This window comes from Mycobacterium sp. EPa45 (genome assembly GCF_001021385.1).
In the GTDB taxonomy this organism is placed as follows: Bacteria; Actinomycetota; Actinomycetes; order Mycobacteriales; family Mycobacteriaceae; genus Mycobacterium.
The window spans coordinates 800964-817329 of the sequence record NZ_CP011773.1 but is presented as its reverse complement, the minus strand read 5'-3'; the positions used below and the strand labels follow the sequence as shown (position 1 = coordinate 817329).

The window sequence follows — 16366 nt, the reverse complement described above, 5'->3', positions numbered from 1 at the left end:
GCTTCGCCCCACCCCGTCGGTGTCAGAGGCCGAAGATGGCGAAGAAGGCCGGTGCCGCCCCGCCGAACTTCGTGCCCGCGAACGCGATGTTGCCGGCCGCCAGCTTGACCGTGATGCCGGATTGGGTGGTGCTGTACTCGTCCCAGCTCACCGACAGCGACTGGGCCGGCGAGAACAACCCACCGACGGGGATGTGCGCCACGATGGCGGGTCCCGTTCCGCCGGTCGGCAGCGGCAGGTCGAGCGTCTGGCTGCCGAACAACAGAGCGTTGGCGAACTTCGGCGCGGCCTCGGCCCAGGCGAAGATCGCGCCCCCGATGTTGCCACTGCTCACAGCCGAGACGAAGGTGTTCAGGCTGTTGTAGGCGGTGAGCCCGGCGCCGAGGAACGCGCCGGCGGTGCTTGCGGCGAATGCGACCACCGAGGGCACCTGGAGCGTCCCGCTGGTCAACGCCGTCGTGTACGTGAGGGTGGGCGCGTCAAACGTCGAGTTCCCGGCCAGCCCGAACTGGGCACCGCCGATAGGCGTACTCGCGTTGACGTCCACCGTGACGGCGCCCGGGTCGGGCGGCGTCGGGGCCGTCACGTTTGCCACCAGCGAGATCGGTCCGAACGGGGTGTTGATGGTCTGGTTGATCGGCGGAAGGCTCGCGTTGGCGGTTGCCGTCCTGCCTCCGGTGGCCGGCTTGGCACTGGCCGACGGCTTCGCGACCGCCGCGCCGGCCGGGGCCGTCGTCACCTTGGCGACGGTCCGAGCCGATCCGGCCACCGTGCGCTTGGGCCCGGTATCGGATTTGGTCGACGGGCTCGACGCCGAATTCGGGGCCGAATGACCGCCGGTGTCGGCCGCAGCGACGGCCGTCGCCCCCGCAAGGGCGGCACCCACGCCCAGGGTCACAGCGCCCGCGCCCAGCCAAGTCTTGACTCCGAGCGTGCGGCCGCGCGCGCGCTTGACGGTTTGATTGATGTCAGTGGTCATTTCACATCCCCCGTAGATGGTCTAAGCAAACCCGTGAGCGGGCTGCCACCGACCATTCTCCCCATTTTTCGTCGCGCGGGTTAATTTTGCCGATATTCGCCGATTCGTGTCGCCGAGGCGTCCATGACTACGCCGTTCATCGACGATATGCGGTTTTACAGCGAACAGCCGACGAGCACCGGTTCGGGCCTCAACGTGATGCCGAACGCGTCGCGCACACCGTCGCGAACGGCACGTGCCAGGGCCAACACGTCGGCGGTGGTTGCGCTGCCGCGGTTGGTCAAGGCCAGCGCATGCTTGGTCGACAGCCGGCACCGCGCATCGTCACGGTCCGGGTAGCCCTTGCCGAAGCCGGCGTTCTCGACCAACCAGCCAGCCGCCAGCTTGACCCCGTCGTCGGCCGGGTAATGCGGCACCGGACCGTCCCAGCCGCGTTGCAGTTCATCGAACCGGTCGACTGCGACCACGGGATTGGTGAAGAACGACCCGACGCTCCAGGTGTCGTGGTCGTCGGCGTCGAGCACCATGCCCTTGCGGGCGCGCAGCGCCAGCACGGCGTCACGCACCTCGGCGGGCGCCGCGCGCTCCCCCGCAGCCACACCGAGCCTGTCCGTCAGCTCCGCATATCGCAGTGGCGCCGAGCGGCCGTCGGCCTCGAGGGCGAATTCCACCTCCAGCACCACCGCGTCCGAGGAGTTCTTCAGGTCGCTGTGCCGGTATCCGAGCCCGAGCTCGCCGGCGGGGACCCAGCGCACCTGTGAGCTACGGCGGTCCAACAGCCGAACCCGGGTGAGATAGTCGGACACTTCCACGCCGTAGGCGCCGACGTTCTGCACCGGCGTCGCTCCGGCCGACCCGGGAATACCGGACAGACACTCCAGGCCGCCCAATCCGGCCGCCACAGCCGCACCGACGACGTCGTCCCACACCGCGCCGGCTTCGGCCCTCAGCAGTCGCCCCTCCACGCTGATGGCCCGATTGGCCAGCAGAACGACGGTCAGGTCGGCGAGGTCGTCGGCGAGCACCACGTTGGAGCCGCCGGCCAGGACCAGAACCGGGCCGCCGGCGTCACCGTCGACGGTGCGCAGCGTGTCGACGACCTGCCCGGTGGTGGTGCAGGTGACGAGGCGTCGCGCGACCGGACCGACCCGCAGGGTGGTCAGCGGCGCCAGCGGCACGTTCTCGGCGACCGTCGCGCCGCCATACGCCATCCCTGGGTCGCTTCGCTGCACCCCGCCGCGCCGGTCCCCTGCTGCCACGGCCCGTAACGGTAGCCTCACCAGCTATGCCTCGCTCATTCGACATGGCCACCGAGTACGAAGGCAGCGTCGAACAAGTGCATGAAGCATTACGCGACGAGCATTACTGGCTGGCCCGGCTGGCCGATTCCGGTGCCGACCACGCCTCCCTCGACTCGATTCATGTGACGCCCGACGGGGGCGTCGACGTGGCCACCACCCAGGTGCTGCGGGTCGACCGGCTCCCCGCCGTCGTCACCCAGTTCCACCACGGTGATCTCGAGATCCGCCGGGTGGAAAGCTGGACCGGACTCCTCGAGGGCAAGGCCGACGCCACCGTCAGCGGCTCCATCCCCGGAGCGCCGGTGTCGCTGTCCGGAAGCGCCCTCTTGACGCCGTCAGATCTGCGGGCGCACTTGTCTTTTCGCGCCACCGTCGAAGTACGCGTCCCGCTGGTCGGCGGCAAGATCGAGAACTTCATCGGCCACCAGCTCGTCGACCTGCTGATCGCCGAGCAACAGTTCACCACCCGATGGATCGCCGAGAACGGCTGACGCCCCAGGTACCGTGGGCACATGTCCCGCCGCATGGACTACGTCATCGCGCTCGACAAACCTGTCGCCGAGCTCTACCGCAGCTTCACCAGCCGTGCGTACTGGGAAGATCTGATCGCCGAACATCAGCAGCACACCGATTCCGAACTCACCCGGTTCGACTCCCATGCGGGCGGCACCGACATCGTGTTCACCCACACCGTGTCGCGCCGGGACATGCCGTCGATGATCGCCGCCGTGGTTCCGTTGCGGCTCACCATCACCCGTGAACAGCACTTCGATCCGTTCGACTCCGCGACCAGCTCCGCAGACGGGCATTACCGGGCGTTGGTGCCCGCCGCGCCGATGAACTTCGACGGCACCTACGTCTTGCAGCAGACGGCCGCGGGAAGCGAATTGCGCCTGCGCAGCCTCTGCAAGGTCAACGTGCCGCTGGTCGGCGGCAAGATCGAGAAGTGGGTGCTGGACGGTCTACGCGGATTGTTCGACAACGAACGGGATTTCACCCGCGACTGGATCGCCCGCCATCACTAGACCACCACGCCCGGTCGGTGTTCCTACCCGCGGCACCACCAATGCCAACCGGCTGCGCCGCGCCGATCGCTGGCTGGTGAACTCTTCCCGCGTCCGCGCTGCGCTGGAGTCGTCGACCGCCCCGGTGATCGTCGACCTCGGCTATGGCCGATTGCCGGTCACCACACTGGAATTGGCGACGCGCCTGCGTGCAGTGCGGCCGGACGTCCGTGTGGTCGGATTGGAGATCGACCCCGCGCGGGTGGTACCCGACGCCGACGGTGTCGAATTCCGGGTCGGTGGTTTCGAACTCTCGGGTCTGCATCCGGTACTGGTGCGAGCGTTCAATGTGCTGCGCCAGTATCCCGAAGATGCGGTGCAGCAGGCTTGGGCGCAGATGCGCGCGCAGCTGGCTTCGGGTGGGCTGATCCTCGACGGCACCTGTGACGAGCTCGGCCGGCGTTGCTGTTGGGTGCTGCTGGACCGTGACGGTCCGGTCAGCCTGACGCTGGCCTGCGATCCCCGGCATATCGACCGCCCCTCGGATTTGGCTGAGCGGTTGCCGAAAGTCCTTATCCACCACAATGTTCCGGGCCAGCCGATTCATAATCTGCTGGCCAAGGCGGATCGTGCGTGGGCAACGGCGGCCGGGCACTCGGTGTTCGGCCCGCGAGACCGCTGGCGGGCGATGCTGGCCGACCTGCGTGCGAGCGGTGTCCCCGTCGAGCCGCAACGGCGCACCGTTCGCGATGCCGTGCTCACCGTGCCCTGGTCGACGGTCGCCCCGGACGTAGGCTGAACACATGCGGATTGCGCTGGCCCAGCTGCTCTCGGACACCGACCCGGCCGTGAACCTGAAGCTGGTCGAGGACTACACCCGCCGCGCGGCCGACGCCGGTGCGCGGTTGGTGGCCTTCCCCGAAGGCACGATGTGCCGCTTCGGTGTGCCACTGGCTGCCGTGGCCGAGCCGCTCGACGGCCCGTGGGCCGACGACGTCCGCCGTATCGCGCAGAGCGCGGGCATCACGGTGCTGGCCGGGATGTTCACCCCCGCACCCGACGGCCGGGTCACCAACACGATCCTCGCGGTCGGACCGGATGTCGACGCGCACTATCACAAGATCCACATGTACGACGCGTTCGGATTTGCTGAATCCGACGCGGTCGCACCCGGCCGCGAACCGGTGGTGATCACCGTCGACGACGTCGGTGTCGGGCTGACCCTGTGCTACGACATCCGCTTCCCCGCCCTCTACGCCGAACTCGCGGATCGCGGGGCGCAGCTGATCACCGTCCACGCATCATGGGGCGCAGGGCCCGGCAAACTGGATCAGTGGACTCTGCTGGCCCGCGCTCGGGCGCTGGACTCGCAGTCTTTTGTCGCCGCGGTCGACCAGGGCTACCCGGGCGACGAGCTGGCGACGTCGACCAAGGCGCCGACCGGCGTCGGCGGCAGTGTGGTCGCCTCGCCGCTCGGTGAAGTGGTCGCTTCGGCGGGTGATGATCCGCAGCTCTTGGTGACCGATATCGACATCGACCGGGTCGCGCCGACGCGGGAAACGCTCGCGGTGCTGCGTAACCGCTCAGAGTTCGCTCAGATTGATAAGGCAGAATCGCCCAGGTGACGAATCCGCCACAGGGCCCCAACCATCCCGTCGGCCCCGGCGACCCGACCACGCCGGCTTGGCCCGCGCAGGGTCAGGGCACCCCCACCGAGTACATCCCCCGGCCGGGTGGCCCCGCCGACGCACCGACCCAGCACATCCCGCATCAGGCGCCGCCGTCGCAGACGCCGCCGTCGTCGCCGGGTGAGGAGCCCGCCGAGGGCAAGCGCAGATTCCTGCGTGACCCGCTTTCGATCGCCCTGGTGCTGATCATCGTCGTGGCCGTGGTGATCGCCGGCCTGCTGGGCACCGAGCTCTACGTGCGCCACGAGGCCGACACCGTGGTATCCCGGGCCGTCTCCTGCGTGGTGCAGGACCAGGCAGACGTCTCGTTCGGCGCTCGGCCCTTCGTGCTGCAGCACCTGTCGAAGCACTACAGCGACATCCACGTGGAGACGGCGGGTAATCAGATCCGCGGGGCCAAGGGCATGAAGCTCGACCTGTGGCTCGATGACATCCGGCTCCAGCAGACCGCGGAGTCGGCGGGCACGATGGGCTCGCTGGACGCCACGATCTCGTGGACCAAGGACGGCATCAAGGAGACGGTGCAGAACGCCATCCCGTTCCTGGGCAGCCTGGTCAGCGGGGTGTCCACGTCGCCGTCGGACGGCACCATCGAGTTGCAGAGCGCGATGGGCGCCGTGACGATCAAGCCGGCGGTCTCCAACGGCGGTCTCACTCTGCAGGTGGTCAACCTGACGGGGTTGGGTTTCACGCTGCCGAAGGAAACGGTGCAGCCGGCGTTGGACGCCTTCATGTCCACGCTGACCAAGAACCTGCCGATGGGCATCCACGCGCAGAGTGTCGGGGTCACCGACGCTGGCGTCACGGCCAAGTTCGTCACTCAGAACGCGACGATCCCCAACGGCAAGCAGGATCCCTGCTTCACCGGCGTCTAGCCGGACAACCCGTCGAGCACTGCGCGCGTCCCGGATAACCCGAGCCTGGTGGCACCGGCGTCGAGCATCGCCAGCGCGTGCTCGGCGGTCCGGATCCCGCCGCTGGCTTTGACACCGAGCCGGCCGCCGACGGTCGCCGCCATCAGTTCGATCGCGACCACCGACGCCCCACCCGCGGGATGAAATCCGGTCGAGGTCTTGACGAAGTCGGCGCCGGATTCTTCGGCGGCCCGGCACACCGCGACCAACGTGTCCTCGTCGGCCAGGCTCAGCAGCACGGCCGATTCGATGATGACTTTCAACACTGCGCCGGGAACTGCAGATCGCACCGTCGCGATGTCGGCTGCCACCTGTGCGAAGTTGCCTGCGAGCGCGGAGCCGACGTCGATGACCATGTCGACCTCGGTGGCCCCTTCTTCGACCGCCGCCGCAGCTTCCCGGGCCTTGATGGCCGGTAGATGCTTGCCGGACGGGAAGCCGGCGACGCTCGCGATGACCAGGCTCTCCGGATGCCTGCTCGCGGCCGCGTGAGCGGTTGCCACCATCGACGGGGAGACGCAGACCGCCAGCACGCCCAATTCGGCGGCCTCGTCGACGAGCGCGACGACGTCGGCGTCGGTGGCTTCGGGTTTCAGCAGCGTGTGGTCCACCAGCGCGGCTATTGCAGCCCGCGAACGCATCAGAACGGCTCCTCGAGACCACCGGGATTGCAGCCGGTGGCCGTCATGGTCTGGTCGTCGACGACCGGTCGCCACGGCTCCAGATTCCAGCTGGTCTTGCCGGGCTGGGCGATCTCGGCGAAGCGGAAATGGCAGACGAACTGGTCTCGCATTCCGGGCAGGTCGGCTTCGGGCGCCAAAGCCAACACCTCACCCCACGCCTCGTCGATATCGTTCTGCGGCTTCAGCAGCTGCGCCGCCACCACGCGGCCGGCCGGCGTCGGGTAGACCCGGAGGCTCTTCAGATCACCCCAGTCCGCCCACGTGACATGGTCGATGTACGGCGTGGCTGCAGTGGGGTCAGCCGCGGCCGGGGCGGCGAGGCACAGCCCCACCGGGACAGCGACGAGAACTGCGGCCACGCGGTGTCGAGCGCTCAGCGCGACTTCCCCTGAACCTCGAGCAGCTTGGGCCGGACGTCCACCAGGTAGACGCCGGTGGCCACGGCGGCAATCGCCACGCCCGTGACACCCAGGAACAGCGACAACAAACCCGCGACACCGAGAATCACCAGCCAAACCGGCTTGGTGAGCTTCTCGGCCGCGGTGTAGGCATCAGGCCGCTGCATTGCCGCATTGACGAACGCATAGATGGTCACCGCGGTGACCACCCAGAAGACGACCTGAAGAACAAGACCCGCCACACCTTGCAGCATCACGGCTACAAGCGTAGGCGGGTCTTGTCCCTAGGACGAGCCGGGCTCGCCTCTCGGGTCGCTTCGCTCCTGCTCTCCGATTACTTCTGGGTGACCTTCTTGGCCGGAGCCTTCTTGGCCGGAGCCTTCTTGGCCGCAGCCTTGGCCGGAGCGGCCTTCTTGGCCGGAGTGGCCTTCTTGGCCGGAGCGGCCTTCTTGGCCGGAGCGCCCTTCTTGGCGGGCAGCTCGACGCCCACCAGCTTGGCGGCGCGCTCACCCACGGCGCGGGTCTGCGACGACACGTTGCCCAGGGCTTCCTGGGTCAGCTCGACGGCCTGGTCGACGTAGCCCTCGGCACGAGCGGCGACATCCTTGAGGTCGGACTGGTTGCGCAGGCGCTCCAGAGCCGCCTCGCCGCGCTCGACGAGGGTGTTGTAGGTCGCGGTCGCCTGCTCCACGTAACCCTCGGCGGCCTTGCGCAGTTCCTCGCTGGACAGCCGGCCGCGCAGCTCCTCGGCACGCTGCGGCAGGTCTTCCTGCAGCTTGGTCAGCGCAGCGCGACGCTCCTCGACGCGGGTGCTGGCCTCGCTACGAGCCTCTTCGGCGCGATCACGAAGTGTCGCGAGGATCTCGTTGACGGTGGCCAGGGCCAAATCGGCCGCGCCGACGGCGGCGAGAAGGGGGGCCTTCAGGTCTTCGACATTGGGGTTGTTCTCAGCCATCGGATGGCTCCTTTCGGGATTTGAAATGTGTTGTCAGTTAGGGGTTTTCGTCAGTTGCTGGTCTGTTACTCAGTGAGGAGCTCCTCACGGGCAGCTTCGTTCTGTTGACAGAACGACGTGTAGATGTCGAGCAGCACCTGCTTCTGACGCTCGGTGATCACGGTGTCTCCGATGATTGCGTCGTGCACCTTGCTGACCTCCCCGGGCTCAAGGATTCCCGCCCGGATGTAGAGCACCTCGGCCGAAAGCCGCAGCGCCTTGGCGATCTGACTCAGCACCTCTGCGGAGGGTTTCCGTAACCCCCGTTCGATCTGACTGAGGTAGGGGTTGCTGACACCGGCCTTCTCGGCCAACTGCCGCACCGAAACCTGAGCGGCTTCACGCTGCGCCCTGATGAAGCCACCGATATCCTGCGCGGCATTCGACACCACGGCATGAAGATCGCCGTCTTGCGCCATGGGGTTCACCTCCCGTCGCGATGGATATCCGGTGCGTACCATCGCCACACTACGTGGGGGTGCTAACTTTTGCAAGCACTCCTGCTAGCGCTGGTCAGAACAGTAATTGCGCCACGGTATAGATGATCAAGCCGGCCAGCGCACCCACCACGGTGCCGTTGATCCGGATGAATTGCAGATCGCGGCCGACGTGCAATTCGATACGGCGGCTGGCTTCATCGGCGTCCCAGCGCTCGATGGTGTCGGTGATGATCGTGGTGATCTCCGCGCCGTATTGAGCGACCAGATGCTGCGCCCCGCGAACGATCCAGTTGTCCACCTTGTCGCGCAGCTCGGCGTCGTCGCGCAGCGACTCCCCGATCGCGACCACCGAGTCGGTGACGCGGGTGCGCAGGGTGCTGCTCGGATCGTCCACGCCCTCGAGCACCAGGCGCTTCAGCGTCTTCCACGCCGTCTCGGCCGCACGCGTGACCTCGTCGCGCTCCATCAGCTGCTCTTTGACCGCCTCGGCGCGGGCGATGGTCGCCTCGTCGTTCTGCAGATCGTTGGCGAACTCGAACAAGAATCGGTTAGCCGATTGGCGCAGTTCATGATTCGGGTTGCGGCGCACCTTGTCGGTGAAGTCCATCAGCTCGCGGTGGATCCGGTCACCCACCAACTGGTCGACGAATCGGGGGGACCAGCTGGGTGAGTCACGGGTGACGACGCGTTCGATCGTGTCGCCGGCGTTGAGCGCCCATTCGAACGCCCGGTCGCACAGCAATTGGATGAGTGCTTCCTGGCGATTCTCGGCGATGAGTTGGCCCAGCACGCGCCCCACCGGCGGCCCCCACTGCGGTTCTGCAATGCGCCGGACGATGGTCCGGTCGATGACCTGTTGGATGTCGTCGTCGTTGAGTAATTCGACCACGACCCGCAACACGGTGCCGGTCTCGCTGGCCACTCGTTCGGCGTGCGACGGTTCGGACAGCCACTTGCCAAGGCGCCCAGCCACTTCCGCGTCGCGCAGCTTGGTCTCCACCACCGCGGGCGACAAAAAGTTCTCCCGGACGAAAGCGCCGAGGCCCTCGCCGAGCTGATCTTTCTTCCGTTTGATGATGGCGGTGTGGGGGATCTTCAGCCCGAGCGGATGGCGGAAAAGCGCCGTGACGGCGAACCAATCGGCAAGCGCGCCGACCATCCCGGCTTCGGCAGCGGCGCCCACGTAGCCGATCCAGGGCGGCCCGCCCTGCGACTGGCCCCACCGGCAGGCCAGGAAAATCAGCGTCGCACCGACCAGGAATCCCAGGGCGACGGCCTTCATCCGGCGCAGCGCTCGGCGTCGCTGCGCGTCCGCCTCGGGGTCCGCCCCAGCGAACGACTCCGCAATCGACGTACCCGCGCGCGCTACCTCATTCGGCAACGCCGGAAGGCGATGTTTGGCTGCCACACCACCATCATCCGCTATCGCATGACCCAGTTAATGTGACGCTGCCGTTTGATTAGACCGTAGAATCGTTGAGAACGAGGGGAACGGACTCCGCGATAGTGGCACCGAAGACGAGCCATGGCCTGGAAAATGCCCGGGCCAAGACCGACGGTCGCAAAAGACGCTGGCATCAGCACAAGGTCGAGCGACGCACCGAGCTGGTAGACGGCGCGCTCGAAGCCGTCCGCCAGCGCGGCCGCGACGTCAGCATGGACGAGATAGCTGCGGAAATCGGTGTGTCGAAGACCGTCTTGTATCGATATTTCGTCGACAAGAACGACCTGACCACCGCGGTCATGATGCGCTTCGCGCAAACCACGCTCATCCCGAACATGGCGGCAGCGCTGTCGTCGAACATGGACGGTTTCGACCTCACCCGGGAGATCATCCGGGTGTACGTGGACACCGTCGCCGCCGAGCCCGCCACGTACCAATTCGTGATGGCAAACAGTTCCGCTAGCAAAACCAAAGTCATCGCCGACTCGGAGCAAATCATCGCCAGAATGCTCGCGGTGGTCCTGCGCAGGCGCATGCAGCGGGCCGGGATGGACACCGGCGGTGTCGAGCCGTGGGCCTACCTGATCGTCGGCGGGGTGCAGCTGGCGACCCACTCGTGGATGTCCAACCCGCGGATGACCAGTGACGAGCTGATCGACTACCTGACGATGCTGTGCTGGAATGCCCTGTGCGGCATCGTCGAGGCGGGCGGATCGCTGGACAGGTTCAGCTCCGGCCCGCATCCGTCGCCCGAGCTGCCGACGCTTACTTGAAGTACGGGCTGAGCAACTTGTCCCAGGAGCTGCTCAGTTTCGTGTACTCGTCCTCGCACCCGTCGGCGCGATCCTGGGGCAGCCCACCCTCCTTGACCAGATCGGCATTGCCGACGGGGTCGGCGCCATAGACCCAGCATTCGAGGTTGTACATCCGCGCCAGATCGAGGGTGTGCACATCGGCCAGCTGGCCCTCATCGATCTGGCCGCCCTTCTGGTCGCTGTAACCCTTGAACTCGCGGGCGAAGTCCTTGACCGCCTGTAGGGCTTGCGGGTCGATCTTGCCGTCGGGTCCGGGCGTCAGCAGGATGTAGGCGGCCAGCTGGTCGGCGACATCCTCCTCCCTGCCGGTCACCGGCAAGTCATAGAGGTCGATCACCATGTGGCCGGTCTCGTGGAAGAACGTGGCGAGCTCGGAGTTGATCGCCGCGGTTCTCGGGTCGGCGTCGCCGGCCTTGGTGTAGATGTCCAGGGCGTCCGCCGCATCTTCGTAGCAGATCGTGATCGACTTGGCGTCGGGACTCCAATAGGCGTTCGCCGTACCGCACTGCTTGCCGATCAGCGGAATGTCGTAGGGCAGCTTCAACGACTGGCTGACATCGTCGGCGAGGTCCTCCAGCAGATGGTCGTTCTTGATGAGGTCACGACCGGTGATCGCCTCCGGCGAGGTGGCGTCCTCGTAGGTCGCCGTCATCTTGCCGGGCCAGTCCCTGTCGTCGGCCGACGCATCGGGCACTCCGTTGCGGTTGACGTCCGGTTGTCCGGACGGTTGTGCCGAGGCCTGGGCCGTCGACGTCGAAACCGGCGCTTGCGACGACGGCTTCGCCGGCTTGTCGCTCCCGCAGCCTGCTGCGGCCACGACCAGCAACAGCATCGCGACACCCATCGACCAGCTTCTTGAGCACACCGATGTCCCCAATCCCCGTCCACGCAATAAGCCAGATGATGTTAACTGCCCGGGCGTCAAAAAGAGGCGCAAAAGCATGGGACGCTCAACCTCCCGTGAATCCGCCGCAAATCCTGTAGAACAACTCTTCGGGGCAGCCCGTGAGATATGTCTTCGGGCGGAATGATTTCGCGTCATGTGGGTCGAGGAGGCCGGGGTGGACAACGACAACGCCGTTAGGTTCCGTAGGCCGGCAGCGGTGATGGCCGCCGTCGCGATAACGACGTCGGCTCTGTTTGCTGGTACTGCGATCGCCGCGGCAGACCCATTTGGCGACGACGACGGTGGCGGCAGCAGCTTCAGCGGCGACGACGGCGGCAGCGTGCCCGAGGCCCCTTCCGGCGGCGGCGAACAGGAACCCTCCGGTGGCGGGCCGCACGAAGAGCCGAGCGGCGGCGTTCACGACGAACCCGGCGGTACCCACGACGAGCCCGGTGGTGTCGAGGTGCCCGGCGGCGGAGTTCACGACGAGCCAGGCGGAGCCGAACCGGCCCCCGGCGGTACCCACGACGAGCCCGGCGGCGCAGAATCCCCCGGCGTCGCCGACCATCCGGCGGGCAGCCCAGTCGGCGGGAGCACAGCGGAACAGGCACCCGACGGTGGCATCGTCGAGCCCGCGGAACCGGAGGTGACGCGCGAGGACGTCACCGCGGCCCAATCCTCAGAGGTGACGACAACGTCGACCACCGAGGTGACCTCGGAGGAGGTCACCACCTACCAGGAGTCGGTCTCGTCGGTCGTGAGCACCTCGACCCTGACCACCGGGATGACACTGAGTAGTCCTGTGACACTGTGGAATTCGAGCTGGATCAGCTACGACCGCTTCTACCGACCGGTGTTCACCAATCCGTACCGCACGCCCCTGAGCGTGCTGTACGACTACGGCGGCCACACCCAGGTCTTCACCGTCGCCCCGCTACAGCGGGCCGCATTGAACGTCCCCAACACCGGTACCTACAGCTTCACCGCGATGACGCGTCCGGCGTCGGGGCCGGCCTCCAACCTGTCCGTGGGTAGCTTCTCGGGTGGCGGCTACGAGCCGGCGCCCGGTCAGGCACCACCGCAGAAGCCGGCACCGGTGAACACCCAGAAGAACGTGCTGGTCCAGGTCAAGTTCGACCGGGGCCAGTCCGAGCCCTTCCGGGTGAAGTCGCTGACCGACCTGGGCAAGGATCCTGGGAACAACAACGCCATCAAGGTGCTCCTCGACGAAGAGGTACCTGCGTGGGGGCAGTGGTCGAAGACCGACAAGGGCGAAGCGGTGTTCGTGATCAACCAAACCCAGCTGTTGCCGGGCATTGAGCGCCCGGGCCAGGAACCGCTGCCCGGCTACAACGTGAAGCTGACGGCAGCCTCGGAGTCGACCTCGTGGATCGACAAGAACAAGACGGTCCTCATCAGCGTCGCCGTCGCGGCGGGCGTGCTGGCGCTGGCAGTCGTCGGGTTCATGCTGGTTTCGCGCCGCCGCGGCGCAGCAGGGTGATCGAGGGTTAGTCTCGTCGGCTATGAGTGATCTGCCGTCGCCATGGACCCATGAGCCTCGTAAGGTCCTGCGGTTCAACCCGGGCGACAAGGTCGCCGACATCGACACCGACTCCTCGCCGGGATATTCCGACGGTAAGGACGGATCGGAGGAGCTGCAGGCCGAACGCAATGAACGGTTTGCCGAGCTGCAGGAGATGCTCTACGCCAACGGCCGCGCCGGCGACAACCGCTCACTGCTGCTGGTCCTGCAGGGGATGGACACCGCAGGCAAGGGCGGAACCGTCAAACACGTTGTCGGAGCAGGCAATCCGCAGGGCATCCACTACACGAGTTTCGGCGTGCCGACCGAGGAGGAGCGCGCCCACCACTATCTGTGGCGGATTCGCAAGGCGCTGCCCGCGGCCGGCAACATCGGGGTGTTCGACCGTTCCCACTACGAGGACGTACTGGTCGTCCGAGTGCACGAACTGGTTCCGCGCGACGTCTGGGAACGGCGTTACGACGAGATCAACGCGTTCGAGAAGGAGCTCGTCGACTCCGGGACCACCATCGTCAAATGCGCGATGTTCGTCTCCCTCGACGAGCAGAAACGGCGGCTCTCCGAACGCCTCGAGCGGCCGGACAAGTACTGGAAGTACAACCCCGGCGACGTCGCCGAACGCAAGCTGTGGCCGGCCTACCAGGAGGCGTATCAGGCTGTGCTGGACCGGACTTCGACCGACTACGCGCCGTGGTTCGTCATCCCCTGCGACAAGAAGTGGTACAGCCGTCTGGCCATCAACGAGTTGCTGATCGAAGCGCTCAAGGGCATGAAGCTGCAGTGGCCGCCGGCCGACTTCGACGTCGAGGCGGAGAAGAAGAAACTCGCAGAGGCCTGAACCTCAGTAGCGGTAGAACCCCTGGCCGGATTTCTTACCCAGCTGGCCGGCCTCGACCATGCGCAGCAGCAACGGCGGCGGGGCGTAGTGAGCGTCCTTGAGTTCTTCGTACATGGAGTCGGCGATGAGCTTCATGGTGTCCAGACCGATGAGGTCCGAGAGGCGTAGCGGGCCCATCGGGTGCGACAGTCCTGCAACGATTGCGGTGTCCACGTCCTCGATGGTGGCCACGCCCGCCTCGACCATGCGGATGGCCGACAGCAGGTAGGGCACCAGCAGAGCGTTGACGACGAAACCGGAGCGGTCGCCGCAGCGCACCACCTTCTTGCCGAGCACCTCACTTGCGAACTGCTCGACCCGCGTGATGGCCTCCTCGGAGGTGACCAGCGTGTTGATCAATTCGACGAGCGGCAACACCGGTACCGGGTTGAAGAAGTGCAAGCCGAGCACGCGGCTCGGATTCTTGGTTGCCGCAGCGATTTTCATGATCGGGATGCTCGACGTGTTGGACGCGAGCACGGCGTCGGGGTCGGTGATGAGCTCGTCGAGCTGAGCGAAAATCTTGCCCTTGACGGCTTCGTCCTCGACGACGGCCTCGATCACCAGCTGGCGATCGGAAAGTTCCGCGAGATCCGTGGTGAACGTCAGCCGCGCCAGCGTCGCGTCGCGGTCGGCTTCTGAAAGCTTGCCCTTGCTCGTCGCTCGCTCCAGCGAGGAGGTGACCCGGTCCCGGCCGGCGTTGATCAACGCGTCGGTCGGCTCGTAGACGACGACGTTCGCACCCGCCTTGGCCGACACCTCGACGATGCCGGAGCCCATCTGTCCGGCTCCGACCACACCTACTCGTTCAATGCTCACGAAGACACTTTCTACTAGAGGCGCCAACAGACACAAACTCGCACTCTCGGGTGTCCGATCGTGCGAGTTTGCGTCTGCTCAGCGTCTAGATCAGTGGAACTGACCCTCTTCGGTCGAGCCGCTCAGTGCGGTCGTCGAGCTCGTCGGGTCAACGGTGGTGGCAATCCGGTCGAAGTAGCCGGCGCCGACCTCGCGCTGGTGCTTGGTCGCGGTGTAGCCCCGCTCCTCGGCGTTGAACTCGCGCTCCTGCAGCTCGACGTAAGCGGTCATCTGGTTGCGGGCGTAGCCGTAGGCCAGATCGAACATCGAGTAGTTGAGGGCGTGGAAGCCGGCCAGCGTGATGAACTGGAACTTGAAGCCCATCGCGCCGAGTTCCTTCTGGAACTTCGCGATCGTCGCGTCGTCGAGGTGCTTGCGCCAGTTGAACGACGGCGAGCAGTTGTAGGCCAGCATCTGGTCCGGGAACTCACTCTTGACGCCCTCGGCGAACTTCGCCGCCAGCTCGAGGTCCGGGGTGCCGGTCTCCATCCAGATCAGATCGGAGTACGGCGCGTAGGCCTTGGCGCGGGCGATGCACGGCTCGAGGCCGTTCTTGACCCGGTAGAAGCCTTCCGAGGTCCGCTCACCGGTGATGAACGGCTGGTCGCGCTCGTCGACGTCGGAGGTGATGAGCGTGGCGGCCTCGGCGTCGGTACGGGCGATCACGACCGTTGGCACGTCGGCGACGTCGGCCGCCAGACGGGCCGAGGTCAGGGTGCGGATGTGCTGCTGGGTCGGGATCAGCACCTTGCCACCGAGGTGGCCGCACTTCTTCTCCGAGGCCAGCTGGTCCTCCCAGTGCGAACCGGCGACACCGGCGGCGATCATGGCCTTCTGCAGCTCGTAGACGTTCAGCGCGCCACCGAAGCCGGCCTCACCGTCGGCGACGATCGGGGCCAGCCAGTTCTCCACCGAGGTGTCGCCCTCGACCTTGGCGATCTCGTCGGCGCGCAGCAGCGCGTTGTTGATCCGGCGCACGACCTGCGGCACCGAGTTGGCCGGGTAGAGGCTCTGGTCGGGGTAGGTGTGACCGGACAGGTTCGCGTCACCGGCGACCTGCCAACCCGACAGGTAGATCGCCTTCAGGCCGGCGCGGACCTGCTGGACGGCCATGTTGCCGGTCAGCGCGCCCAGCGCGTTGACGAACTCCATGTCGTGCAGCTGGTTCCACAGCACCTCGGCACCGCGGCGAGCCAGGGTGGCCTCCTCGACGACGCTGCCCTGCAGCGCGACGACGTCGGCCGGGGTGTAGGTGCGGGTGACACCCTTCCAGCGGGGGTTGGTGTCCCAGTCCTTCTGGATTTCTTCTGGGGTCTTCGGCTGGCCGACGTTGGACAGTGTCATGGGCGCCTGCGCTCCTTCTTTCGATCGAGTGGCCACCTTGACGACACACGAACTGTTAACGTCAACGCGGCTTGGCTGGTGTGCTGACTCGAGCATGCCTCGCACCATTAGCGCAGTTCAAGCCATTAAGAGTGCCAATTTTCGCCAACGCGATCGGTAACTCTGCGAAGGTTGCGAAGGCAGCCATCACCTGAACCG

The 16366-nt window shown here is 66.4% G+C and carries 19 protein-coding genes; 8 read left to right on the top strand and 11 right to left on the bottom strand.

Translation table 11 applies throughout. The annotated features are described in order from the left end of the window. Window positions 1–22: 22 nt before the first annotated feature. Together AB431_RS03750 and AB431_RS03745 are read right to left on the bottom strand one after the other, a co-directional pair. A complete protein-coding gene (locus AB431_RS03750) occupies window positions 23–979 on the bottom strand; it encodes a hypothetical protein (protein ID WP_047328810.1) in 957 nt (318 codons plus the stop codon). 155 nt (window positions 980–1134) lie between these two features. After that, complete coding sequence (locus AB431_RS03745) at window positions 1135–2211, bottom strand: UDP-N-acetylmuramate dehydrogenase (RefSeq protein WP_047328809.1); 1077 nt, start codon at window positions 2209–2211, stop codon at window positions 1135–1137. A gap of 53 nt (window positions 2212–2264) precedes the next feature. Between AB431_RS03745 and AB431_RS03740 the strand changes: the two genes are divergently transcribed. From AB431_RS03740 to AB431_RS03720, 5 genes are read left to right on the top strand one after another with little or no spacing between them, the layout of a single operon-like run. Then, window positions 2265–2771 (top strand): DUF2505 domain-containing protein, encoded by a 507-nt coding sequence (locus AB431_RS03740; protein ID WP_047328808.1) that lies wholly within the window; start codon window positions 2265–2267, stop codon window positions 2769–2771. A gap of 21 nt (window positions 2772–2792) precedes the next feature. Then, entirely contained in the window at window positions 2793–3305 is a 513-nt protein-coding gene (locus tag AB431_RS03735) for a DUF2505 domain-containing protein (RefSeq protein ID WP_052960180.1), read from the top strand. Then, the gene (locus AB431_RS03730) at window positions 3298–4083 is read left to right on the top strand and encodes a hypothetical protein (protein WP_047328807.1); all 786 of its coding nucleotides are present in this window, start codon (window positions 3298–3300) and stop codon (window positions 4081–4083) included. Before AB431_RS03735 ends, AB431_RS03730 begins: the two co-directional genes overlap by 8 nt. A 4-nt stretch (window positions 4084–4087) precedes the next feature. Further along, on the top strand, window positions 4088–4909 hold the full coding sequence (locus tag AB431_RS03725) for a carbon-nitrogen hydrolase family protein (RefSeq protein WP_047328806.1): 822 nt from the start codon (window positions 4088–4090) through the stop codon (window positions 4907–4909). Further along, the gene (locus tag AB431_RS03720) at window positions 4906–5847 is read left to right on the top strand and encodes a DUF2993 domain-containing protein (protein WP_082135537.1); all 942 of its coding nucleotides are present in this window, start codon (window positions 4906–4908) and stop codon (window positions 5845–5847) included. Before AB431_RS03725 ends, AB431_RS03720 begins: the two co-directional genes overlap by 4 nt. Here the strand turns inward: AB431_RS03720 and deoC are convergent. The 6 genes from deoC to AB431_RS03690 all read right to left on the bottom strand — a co-directional run bounded on the left by deoC (window position 5844) and on the right by AB431_RS03690 (window position 9809). Further along, window positions 5844–6527, bottom strand: a complete 684-nt coding sequence (gene deoC / locus AB431_RS03715) for a deoxyribose-phosphate aldolase (protein WP_047328805.1) — start codon at window positions 6525–6527, stop codon at window positions 5844–5846. The two genes, AB431_RS03720 and deoC, sit on opposite strands and share 4 nt — an antisense overlap. Continuing rightward, window positions 6527–6928 (bottom strand): DUF2599 domain-containing protein, encoded by a 402-nt coding sequence (locus AB431_RS03710; protein WP_047328804.1) that lies wholly within the window; start codon window positions 6926–6928, stop codon window positions 6527–6529. The genes deoC and AB431_RS03710 overlap by 1 nt, the downstream gene beginning before the upstream one ends. A gap of 14 nt (window positions 6929–6942) precedes the next feature. Then, complete coding sequence (locus tag AB431_RS03705) at window positions 6943–7218, bottom strand: DUF2516 family protein (protein ID WP_192827587.1); 276 nt, start codon at window positions 7216–7218, stop codon at window positions 6943–6945. Between the two features lie 83 nt (window positions 7219–7301). Then, window positions 7302–7922, bottom strand: coding sequence for a heparin-binding hemagglutinin (locus AB431_RS03700; protein WP_047328803.1), 621 nt, complete (start codon window positions 7920–7922; stop codon window positions 7302–7304). Window positions 7923–7987: 65 nt separating this feature from the next. After that, window positions 7988–8380: a helix-turn-helix domain-containing protein gene (locus AB431_RS03695; RefSeq protein ID WP_047328802.1), complete on the bottom strand. Its 393-nt coding sequence runs from the start codon at window positions 8378–8380 to the stop codon at window positions 7988–7990. Between the two features lie 94 nt (window positions 8381–8474). Beyond that, entirely contained in the window at window positions 8475–9809 is a 1335-nt protein-coding gene (locus AB431_RS03690) for a DUF445 domain-containing protein (RefSeq protein ID WP_082135536.1), read from the bottom strand. A gap of 122 nt (window positions 9810–9931) precedes the next feature. Between AB431_RS03690 and AB431_RS03685 the strand changes: the two genes are divergently transcribed. After that, entirely contained in the window at window positions 9932–10618 is a 687-nt protein-coding gene (locus tag AB431_RS03685) for a TetR/AcrR family transcriptional regulator (RefSeq protein ID WP_047333049.1), read from the top strand. Here AB431_RS03685 and AB431_RS03680 read toward each other — a convergent pair. Further along, the gene (locus AB431_RS03680; protein ID WP_047328801.1) at window positions 10611–11504 is read right to left on the bottom strand and encodes a DUF4344 domain-containing metallopeptidase; all 894 of its coding nucleotides are present in this window, start codon (window positions 11502–11504) and stop codon (window positions 10611–10613) included. The genes AB431_RS03685 and AB431_RS03680 overlap by 8 nt on opposite strands. Before the next feature lie 196 nt (window positions 11505–11700). On the opposite strand from AB431_RS03680, the gene AB431_RS29400 reads away from it, so the two are divergent. Together AB431_RS29400 and AB431_RS03670 are read left to right on the top strand one after the other, a co-directional pair. Beyond that, window positions 11701–13047 carry a hypothetical protein gene (locus tag AB431_RS29400; RefSeq protein ID WP_052960178.1) on the top strand — a complete coding sequence of 449 codons (1347 nt, stop codon included), beginning with the start codon at window positions 11701–11703 and terminating at the stop codon, window positions 13045–13047. Window positions 13048–13069: 22 nt separating this feature from the next. Next, window positions 13070–13927 (top strand): polyphosphate kinase 2 family protein, encoded by an 858-nt coding sequence (locus AB431_RS03670; RefSeq protein WP_047328800.1) that lies wholly within the window; start codon window positions 13070–13072, stop codon window positions 13925–13927. Window positions 13928–13930: 3 nt separating this feature from the next. Here AB431_RS03670 and AB431_RS03665 read toward each other — a convergent pair whose 3' ends face one another. Together AB431_RS03665 and aceA are read right to left on the bottom strand one after the other, a co-directional pair. Next, window positions 13931–14785: a 3-hydroxybutyryl-CoA dehydrogenase gene (locus AB431_RS03665; RefSeq protein ID WP_047328799.1), complete on the bottom strand. Its 855-nt coding sequence runs from the start codon at window positions 14783–14785 to the stop codon at window positions 13931–13933. Window positions 14786–14875: 90 nt separating this feature from the next. Then, window positions 14876–16162, bottom strand: a complete 1287-nt coding sequence (gene aceA / locus AB431_RS03660) for an isocitrate lyase (RefSeq protein WP_047333047.1) — start codon at window positions 16160–16162, stop codon at window positions 14876–14878. Window positions 16163–16366: the final 204 nt, after the last annotated feature.

Bases quoted from the DNA above. Each gene is read 5' to 3' on its own strand.
- AB431_RS03750 (WP_047328810.1), bottom strand. From the start codon at position 979: ATGACCACTGACATCAATCAAACCGTCAAGCGCGCGCGCGGCCGCACG.
- AB431_RS03740 (WP_047328808.1), top strand. From the start codon at position 2,265: ATGCCTCGCTCATTCGACATGGCCACCGAGTACGAAGGCAGCGTCGAA.
- AB431_RS03735 (WP_052960180.1), top strand. From the start codon at position 2,793: ATGTCCCGCCGCATGGACTACGTCATCGCGCTCGACAAACCTGTCGCC.
- AB431_RS03725 (WP_047328806.1), top strand. From the start codon at position 4,088: ATGCGGATTGCGCTGGCCCAGCTGCTCTCGGACACCGACCCGGCCGTG.
- deoC (WP_047328805.1), bottom strand. From the start codon at position 6,527: ATGCGTTCGCGGGCTGCAATAGCCGCGCTGGTGGACCACACGCTGCTG.
- AB431_RS03700 (WP_047328803.1), bottom strand. From the start codon at position 7,922: ATGGCTGAGAACAACCCCAATGTCGAAGACCTGAAGGCCCCCCTTCTC.
- AB431_RS03695 (WP_047328802.1), bottom strand. From the start codon at position 8,380: ATGGCGCAAGACGGCGATCTTCATGCCGTGGTGTCGAATGCCGCGCAG.
- AB431_RS03680 (WP_047328801.1), bottom strand. From the start codon at position 11,504: ATGGGTGTCGCGATGCTGTTGCTGGTCGTGGCCGCAGCAGGCTGCGGG.
- AB431_RS29400 (WP_052960178.1), top strand. From the start codon at position 11,701: ATGTGGGTCGAGGAGGCCGGGGTGGACAACGACAACGCCGTTAGGTTC.
- AB431_RS03670 (WP_047328800.1), top strand. From the start codon at position 13,070: ATGAGTGATCTGCCGTCGCCATGGACCCATGAGCCTCGTAAGGTCCTG.